The organism is Aeromicrobium sp. Leaf272 (genome assembly GCF_001422865.1).
GTDB lineage: Bacteria > Actinomycetota > Actinomycetes > Propionibacteriales > Nocardioidaceae > Aeromicrobium.
Genome location: NZ_LMMY01000010.1, coordinates 35,464 through 42,210, shown reverse-complemented (window position 1 = coordinate 42,210; position 6,747 = coordinate 35,464). Strand labels below are relative to the sequence as shown.

Genomic DNA, 6,747 nt, shown 5'->3' with positions numbered 1-6,747 from the left:
CCCCCGCCCCCGGACAGTCCTCCTCCCTCGGCCAGCCCCGTGTCCACGTGACCCACACCTTCCGCTCCGCCCCCGCCGACGTGTTCGCCGCGCTCGGCGAGCACGAGAACCTCGGTCCGCTGTTCGGGGCGAGCATCACGCGCCTGCGGGACGGTCACACGTCGCGCAACGGCGTGGGCTCGGCCCGCACGCTCAAGCTCGGGCCCCTGCCCGGATTCGTCGAGACCGTCGTGGTCTCCGAGCCCGACGAGCGCATCGAGTACGAGATCACCCAGGGCAGCCCGCTGAAGGGCCACCGCGGCATCCAGGTGCTGACGCCCACCGCCGACGGTGGCACGCACCTGGACTACACGATCCACTTCGACGCCCCGGTTCCCGGCGTGGCCGCCGCCGTGGCGAAGGTGCTGACCCAGAAGATCAACGCGAACCTGCCGAAGCTCGTCCCCTGAGCCTCGGTGCCGCGCTCAGAGCTCGTGCTCCCAGGGAGGCTGGGCGCCGGCGCGGCCGACCACGAACGCGGAGCAGCGTGACGCGAGGTCGGTGACACTGCGCCACAGCGTGAGGTCGGAGGCGTGCAGGCGCGTGCTGCCGGCCGCGCCGTCGAGCCCGTCGTCCTTGAGGCCCGCGATGAGTCCCGACATGAAGGCGTCGCCGGCGCCGACGGTGTCGACCACGTGGGACGCCTGCGCCCTCGAGGCGATGGAGCCGCGGTGCGTGTAGGTCCGCGCGCCGCGGGCGCCCATCGTCATGACGACGGCCGCCGGCCCGGCCGCCAGCCAGCTGCGGGCGGTGTCGGCGGGGTCGCTGTGCGGCTCGAGCCAGGCCAGGTCCTCGTCGCTGACCTTGACCACGTCGCACAGCGGGAGCAGGGACTCCATCCGGTCCAGCGCCTCCGCGCGGCTCGGCAGGAGCGACGGTCGGACGTTGGGGTCGAAGGTGACGGTGCACATGGGCGCGAGCCGGCGCAGGGCGTCCTCGACGTCGTCGGCGCCCGGCTCCAGGAACGCGGCGATCGAGCCCGTGTGGACGATGTCGGGGACCTCCTCGGCCCAGATGCGGCCCGGGTCCCAGCAGATGTCGAAGTCGTAGCTCGCGCTGCCGTCCTCGGCCAGCGTGGCGACGGCGGTGGAGGTGCGCTCCAGCTCCTTGAGCCCGGGCATGAGGCGCACGCCCGACTCCGCGAGGTGCATGCGCACGAGCGCTCCCAGGTCGTCGGTGGCCAGGCTCGTGGCGAGCACCGGGGTGACGCCGAGGCGCCCGAGACCGACGGCCACGTTGGCGGGGCTGCCACCGGGATGCTCGGTGCGCGACCCGTCGGGTCGTTCGACGATGTCGACGAGGGCTTCACCGATGACCAGGACCATGGCCACAGTCTGCCGTGACCCGGGTCCGCCGCACGGCGTGGCCGTGGGGACCGGGTGCCGGTGACAGGACTCGAACCTGCACGCCCTGGGGCACGGCATCCTAAGTGCCGCGTGTCTACCAGTTCCACCACACCGGCGGGTGCGCCCCCAGCCTAGGCCAGGGGGATCCGGGTCAGGCGGCGTCGAGCCCGAGGTCGCGGCGCAGCTTGGCCACGTGTCCGGTGGCCTTCACGTTGTACTGCGCCACCTCGACGGTGCCGTCCTCGCCGATCACGACCGTGGAGCGGATGACGCCCTCGACGACCTTGCCGTAGAGCTTCTTCTCGCCGAAGGCGCCCCATGCGGTCATCACCGAGCGGTCGACGTCGGAGAGCAGCGTGATGGTGAGCCCGTCGCGTTCGCGGAACTTCGCCAGCTTCTCGGGCTTGTCCGGACTGATGCCGACGACGGTGTAGCCCTCGGCCTGCAGGTCGTCGAGCGCCCCGGAGAAGTCCGTGGCCTGCTTCGTGCACCCCGGCGTCATGGCCGCGGGGTAGAAGTACACGATCACCTTGCCGCCCCGCAAGCTCGACAGCGTGACCTCCTGGCCGGTGTCGTCGGGGAGGGTGAAGTCGGGTGCGGTGTCACCGGGCTGCAGTCGCGTCGTCATGGGTCCTATCCTTGCAAGACCAGTCCGCACCGACGAGAGGCGCCACGTGGGCACGTCACAGACCGATGAGCTGGTCGACGAGATCGAGCAGATCCGCGAGCGGCTCGCCGACACCGTCGACGCCCTGGTCGACCGCACGAACCCCAAGAACATCGCGCGGCGCAGCCTGGCCGACGTGAAGGCGAAGTTCGTCGGCCCGGACGGATCGGTCCGCTACGAGACCGTGGTGCCCGTGGTGCTCGGCGTCGTCGGCTCCGTGGCAGCGATCGTCGTGCTGCGCCGGGTGCTCGGCTGACCATGCCCGGTACCGAGGGAGCACGGGACGACGGCGGAAAGCTCGCCATCCGGATGCTGCACGACCGCCTGCTCGTGTCGATCGACGAGGAGGCGGGGGAGCGGCGCTCGGGGGGCGGCATCCTGATCCCGGCCACCGCGGCGATGGGCAAGCGGCTGGCCTGGGCCAAGGTCGAGGCGGTCGGCGCGCACGTGCGGGCCGTCGAGGTCGGCGACCGCGTGCTCTTCGATCCCGAGGAGCGCGCCGAGGTCGAGGTGCGGGGCGAGAGCTTCGTGCTGCTGCGCGAGCGCGACCTGCACGCGGTCGCGTCGGAGCGCATCGAGGAGGGCCAGACCGGCCTGTACCTGTGATCGGCGCGGGCACGGTAGGGACGAGCGGTGTCGTAGGTGGGGCCGGACGTGGGGGAGCGGAGGAGCGATGAGCGGCACGGGTCGTGACGTCCCCCTGCGCCGCATCCGTCTGCGCCGCAGCGAGGAGACCTTCCTCGACCGCCTCCTGCTCCTGCGCCGTCGCTGGCGCCTGATGCTCCGCCTGGGGATCGCGACCGCGGCCGCGTTCCTCATCGCCACCCAGGTGTTCGGGCACCAGCAGGCGTTCTTCGCCCCCATCGCCGCGGTCGTCGTGATCACCGCGGGCGGTGGCCTCCGTGGTCGTACGCTCGTCGAGGTCGTCGTCGGTGTGGCGCTCGGGGTGCTCGTGGGCGAGCTCATCATCCTGACGATCGGACGCGGGCCGGCGCAGATGGCGCTCGTCGTCCTGCTCACGGTCGTCGCAGCCACGCTCACCGGCATCCGGGGCCTGGCCCTGACCCAGGCCGCCAACTCCGCCGTGCTGCTGGCGGCCGTGGTGCCCGCGGCCGGGGCGGGCAACCCGGCCCTGACCCGCTTCCTGGACGCGCTGATCGGTGGCCTGTGCGGCATGGCCATGGTCCTGCTGCTGCCCCGCAACCCGGTGCGCGACATCGACGCGGAGGTGCAGCGTCTGCTGCGCCAGCTGGCGTCGGTGCTGAGGGGAACCGCACGGTCCCTGCGTGAGCGTGACCCCGGCGTGGCCGACGAGGCGCTCGAGCGGGCCCGCGGCATGCAGGGCAGCATCGACTCCCTCGACGCGACGGCGCGCAACGTCAGCGAGATCGCCCGCATGTCGCCCATGCGCTGGCGGCAGCGCGAGCACCTGGCGCTCTACGTGGGAGCCGTCCGCGACTTCGACAACGCCATCCGTGACTCCCGGGTGCTCGCACGGCGGGTCAGCGCGATGCTGCGCCACGACGAGGTCGGACCGGACGCCCTCGAGCAGTCCGTGGAGGCCCTGGCCGAGGCCGTCGACGTCATCGCCGACGACCTGTCCTCGCTCGACGACTTCGCCGGCGCCCGCGACCAGCTCGTCGAGGCCGCCCGCATCGCCGTCGCGGCGCTGCCGGACACGATGACGCTGAACACGGCGGCCATCACGGCACAGGTGCGGTCCATCGCAGCCGACCTGATGTTCGTCTGCGGCGCGAGCCGCGACGAGATCGACGCCGCACTCGACTTCGAGTGACGCCCCGCCGAGGTCGGCGGGACACGCACCCACGGACGGTGGCGCGCGGCGGCCCGGGTGCGCTACGGTGACGACACCAGACCGCCTGAGGAGGTGAGCCGCAATGAACCAGACCACGACACCGATCGCCTTCGATCACACGTCCCGTGGTGCCGCGTTCGCCGGCTCCCTCGTCCTCGGCGCAGTCTCCGTCTAGCCAGATCCGTCACGTCAGCACCGCTGACCGACACCCTGGCTTCGAGCCGCTCAGGACACCACGTCCAGGGCGGCTCTTCTCGTCTGCCCACCCACGATCCCATCCCTTCGACCACACCCGACCACCTCGCAGAAAGGAGGCGCGCAATGAACCAGCACCAGAACACCGACACCTTGCCCGCAGACACCCCGACGACCGACCAGATCGCCACGGCCCCGACCAGGACCGACCGCGACGGACACCGCACCACCTGGACAAGGGGAGAGGGGGTGAACGCGATGGCACGGAACCCCCTTCGCTCCGGTGCTCGCCGCAAGCGCGCCTGGGACGAGATGTCGGAGACCGACCGACAGGTCCTGCTGGAGACCGTCCGGCAGCGCCGCGAGGCGCAGGCCATGAAGGACGCGCACCAGCTGCAGGTGCTGAGCCAGCGGTCCTACCGCTGAACGACGCCCCACCGCGTGGCCCCCGGTCCTCGACCGGGGGCCACGTGCGTCTGCGGACCTGCGCGCCGCGACCAGCGGAACGGACCGGCTGAGGGAGGCGGTCGAGGGTCTGGGACGATCGGGGTGATGACCGGGGTCCTGGAGGGTTTCAGCACCATCGGTGCGCTCATCGCCCTCGGTGCCCTCCTGGCACACCTTCGGATCTTCGACCTGAACGCCCAGGTCGTGCTCTCGCGCCTCGCCTTCTACGTGGCCAGTCCCGCCCTGATGATCACCGTCCTGCAGGACGCCGACGTCTCGGCCGTCCTGTCGCGGAACCTCGCCGCCACGTCGGCCGCGGTCGCGGTCGTCGTCGCGCTCTACCTGCTCGTCGCGCGGCTCGTGCTGCGCCAGGACCTCGCCGACACCGTCGTCGGCGCGCTCTCCTCGGCCTACGTCAACGCCGGGAACCTGGGGCTGCCCATCGCGGCCTACGTCCTCGGCGACGCCGCACTCGTCGCTCCCACGCTGCTGCTGCAGATGCTGGTGCTGCAGCCACTCGCCCTCGCCGTGCTCGACGCCGCGGTGGCGCAGGAGCGGGTGCCGTGGCACCGCTTCCTCACGCGTCCGCTCCGCACGCCCCTGACCGTGGCGTCGCTGCTGGGCCTCGCGCTGTCGATCACCGATGCCCGGATCCCTCGCCTCGTCGACGAGCCGCTCGGCCTGGTCGGGGCCATGGCGGTCCCGGCCATGCTCATCGCCTATGGCGTCTCGCTGCGACTCGGCCCGCGTCCGGGCAGTGGCGGCAACGCGCCCGTGCTGGCGCTCATCGTCGTGCTGAAGCTCGTCGTCCAGCCGGTCGCCGCCTACACCGTGGGACGGTTCGCGCTGGGGATGGACGGGGACCCGCTCCTGGCCGTGACCGTCCTGGCCGCGCTGCCGGCGGCGCAGAACATTTTCGTGATCGCGGTGCGCTACGACCGTTCGACCGTCCTCGCCCGCGACGCCGTGTTCGCCACCACGGTGCTCTCGGTCCCCGCGGTCGCGGTCGTCGCGGCGCTGCTCACCTGAGTCCGGCCCGGCTCCCGCCGGGGATCAGGTGCGCAAGGTCGCGAGCAGACGTCGACCGACGGCGTCGACCGAACGGACCCGTGCGTTCAGCACGACTGCGGCCGTGCCGGCCGCCCGGTCGAGACCGAGCCAGGTGCGGAAGCCGCCCGTGCCGCCGTTGTGCCACGTGACGTCGACGCCGTCGTGCAACGACGTGATCCACGCGGCGCCGATCCGGGCGCCGGGCGCGAAGTCGTCGACCGGCTCGAGCGCCGCGGTGCCCGGCGCGCTGCCCTCGAGCAGGGCTCGTGCCAGCGTCGCCGCGTCGCGCACCGACATCCGCACCCCGCCCGCGGGACCGAGCGCCTCGCCCGTCCACGGCTCGGCTCGGCGGCCCCATCGTGTGCGGCCGACCACGGCGCGCTGACCCAGCTCGTCGGGGGTGGCCGGTACCGAGGCGCTGGCCAGACCGAGCGGACCGAGCAGCCGCTCGGCCAGCAGGTCGCGATACGGACGACCCGCTGCGGCCGCGACGGCGTGGCCCAGCAGCTGGAAGCCGAGGTTGGAGTACACGGGGCGGGGTCGGCCGACCTTCGTCGCCCGGGTCTGCTCCAGCAGCTCCGCGAGGGTGTCGCCGTACGGATTGGTGGCGAGCAGCAGCCAGGACGCCGTCCGGCGGCCCATGTGCGCCTGCGCCGGCAGGCTCGGCAGCCCCGAACGATGCCGTGACAGCGCGTCCAGCGTCACCAGGCCGGCCGGTGACCCGTCGAGCGGCAGGAAGGTGTCGAGCCGGTCGGTCAGCAGCATCTCGCCGCGCTCGACGGCGTCCGCCAGGAGCAACGCGGTCAGACCCTTGGAGATCGAGCCGATCTCCAGGTCGTCCCCGGGGTCGATGCTCTGGACCGCCACGCGGGTGGCTCCCGGCTCGATGGTGGCCACGGCCCAGGAGCCGCCGCCGAGAGCGTCGGCGGCCCAGCGGTGCAGGGCGTCGTCACGGACGGTCTCCTCGAAGCTCATGCCCCCACCCTGGTCGACGACAGGACCCCGGCACATCGGCCGCGAGGCTGATGTCCGGGGTCCGTCCGGCGGAGGTCTCGGTGGGTCAGCGACCCGCGAGCGCCTCGTGGAAGGCGAGGATGCGTCGCGCGTCGCGCACGTGCAGCTCCTCGACCATCTTCCCGTTGAACGTCACGACGCCCTGGCCCGCGGCCTTGGCCTCCTCGAACGTC

9 protein-coding genes and 1 tRNA gene are annotated in these 6,747 nt (G+C 72.5%); 6 read left to right on the top strand and 4 right to left on the bottom strand.

Annotated elements, in window-relative coordinates; genetic code table 11:
* Positions 1-449, top strand: a 449-nt coding sequence (locus ASF38_RS05465; protein ID WP_369815172.1) for an SRPBCC family protein, incomplete at its 5' end; no start/stop codon positions are given.
* A 15-nt stretch (positions 450-464) separates the two neighbouring features.
* Here ASF38_RS05465 and ASF38_RS05460 read toward each other — a convergent pair.
* The 3 genes from ASF38_RS05460 to bcp all read right to left on the bottom strand — a co-directional run bounded on the left by ASF38_RS05460 (position 465) and on the right by bcp (position 2,013).
* Entirely contained in the window at positions 465-1,364 is a 900-nt protein-coding gene (locus ASF38_RS05460; RefSeq protein ID WP_056552197.1) for a carbohydrate kinase, read from the bottom strand.
* A 55-nt stretch (positions 1,365-1,419) separates the two neighbouring features.
* A tRNA-Leu gene (locus ASF38_RS05455) sits at positions 1,420-1,501 on the bottom strand.
* Positions 1,502-1,536: 35 nt separating this feature from the next.
* Positions 1,537-2,013: a thioredoxin-dependent thiol peroxidase gene (gene bcp, locus ASF38_RS05450; protein WP_055968717.1), complete on the bottom strand. Its 477-nt coding sequence runs from the start codon at positions 2,011-2,013 to the stop codon at positions 1,537-1,539.
* A 46-nt stretch (positions 2,014-2,059) separates the two neighbouring features.
* Here bcp and ASF38_RS05445 point away from each other — a divergent pair, with 46 nt between their 5' ends.
* The 5 genes from ASF38_RS05445 to ASF38_RS05425 all read left to right on the top strand — a co-directional run bounded on the left by ASF38_RS05445 (position 2,060) and on the right by ASF38_RS05425 (position 5,539).
* Positions 2,060-2,308 carry a DUF3618 domain-containing protein gene (locus ASF38_RS05445; protein WP_055968715.1) on the top strand — a complete coding sequence of 83 codons (249 nt, stop codon included), beginning with the start codon at positions 2,060-2,062 and terminating at the stop codon, positions 2,306-2,308.
* 2 nt (positions 2,309-2,310) lie between these two features.
* Entirely contained in the window at positions 2,311-2,658 is a 348-nt protein-coding gene (locus ASF38_RS05440) for a co-chaperone GroES (RefSeq protein ID WP_055968713.1), read from the top strand.
* A 67-nt stretch (positions 2,659-2,725) separates the two neighbouring features.
* Positions 2,726-3,847, top strand: a complete 1,122-nt coding sequence (locus ASF38_RS05435) for an aromatic acid exporter family protein (RefSeq protein ID WP_055968712.1) — start codon at positions 2,726-2,728, stop codon at positions 3,845-3,847.
* Between the two features lie 342 nt (positions 3,848-4,189).
* Positions 4,190-4,489 (top strand): hypothetical protein, encoded by a 300-nt coding sequence (locus tag ASF38_RS17435; protein ID WP_056552194.1) that lies wholly within the window; start codon positions 4,190-4,192, stop codon positions 4,487-4,489.
* A 126-nt stretch (positions 4,490-4,615) separates the two neighbouring features.
* Positions 4,616-5,539: an AEC family transporter gene (locus ASF38_RS05425; protein ID WP_056552191.1), complete on the top strand. Its 924-nt coding sequence runs from the start codon at positions 4,616-4,618 to the stop codon at positions 5,537-5,539.
* Between the two features lie 24 nt (positions 5,540-5,563).
* Here ASF38_RS05425 and ASF38_RS05420 read toward each other — a convergent pair whose 3' ends face one another.
* Positions 5,564-6,535, bottom strand: coding sequence for a serine hydrolase (locus ASF38_RS05420; protein WP_056574269.1), 972 nt, complete (start codon positions 6,533-6,535; stop codon positions 5,564-5,566).
* Positions 6,536-6,747 lie beyond the last annotated feature (212 nt).

Excerpts from the sequence above, each read along its gene's own strand:
- ASF38_RS17435 (WP_056552194.1), top strand. The coding sequence starts at position 4,190 with ATGAACCAGCACCAGAACACCGACACCTTGCCCGCAGACACCCCGACG.
- bcp (WP_055968717.1), bottom strand. The coding sequence starts at position 2,013 with ATGACGACGCGACTGCAGCCCGGTGACACCGCACCCGACTTCACCCTC.
- ASF38_RS05460 (WP_056552197.1), bottom strand. The coding sequence starts at position 1,364 with ATGGTCCTGGTCATCGGTGAAGCCCTCGTCGACATCGTCGAACGACCC.
- ASF38_RS05440 (WP_055968713.1), top strand. The coding sequence starts at position 2,311 with ATGCCCGGTACCGAGGGAGCACGGGACGACGGCGGAAAGCTCGCCATC.
- ASF38_RS05435 (WP_055968712.1), top strand. The coding sequence starts at position 2,726 with ATGAGCGGCACGGGTCGTGACGTCCCCCTGCGCCGCATCCGTCTGCGC.
- ASF38_RS05425 (WP_056552191.1), top strand. The coding sequence starts at position 4,616 with ATGACCGGGGTCCTGGAGGGTTTCAGCACCATCGGTGCGCTCATCGCC.
- ASF38_RS05420 (WP_056574269.1), bottom strand. The coding sequence starts at position 6,535 with ATGAGCTTCGAGGAGACCGTCCGTGACGACGCCCTGCACCGCTGGGCC.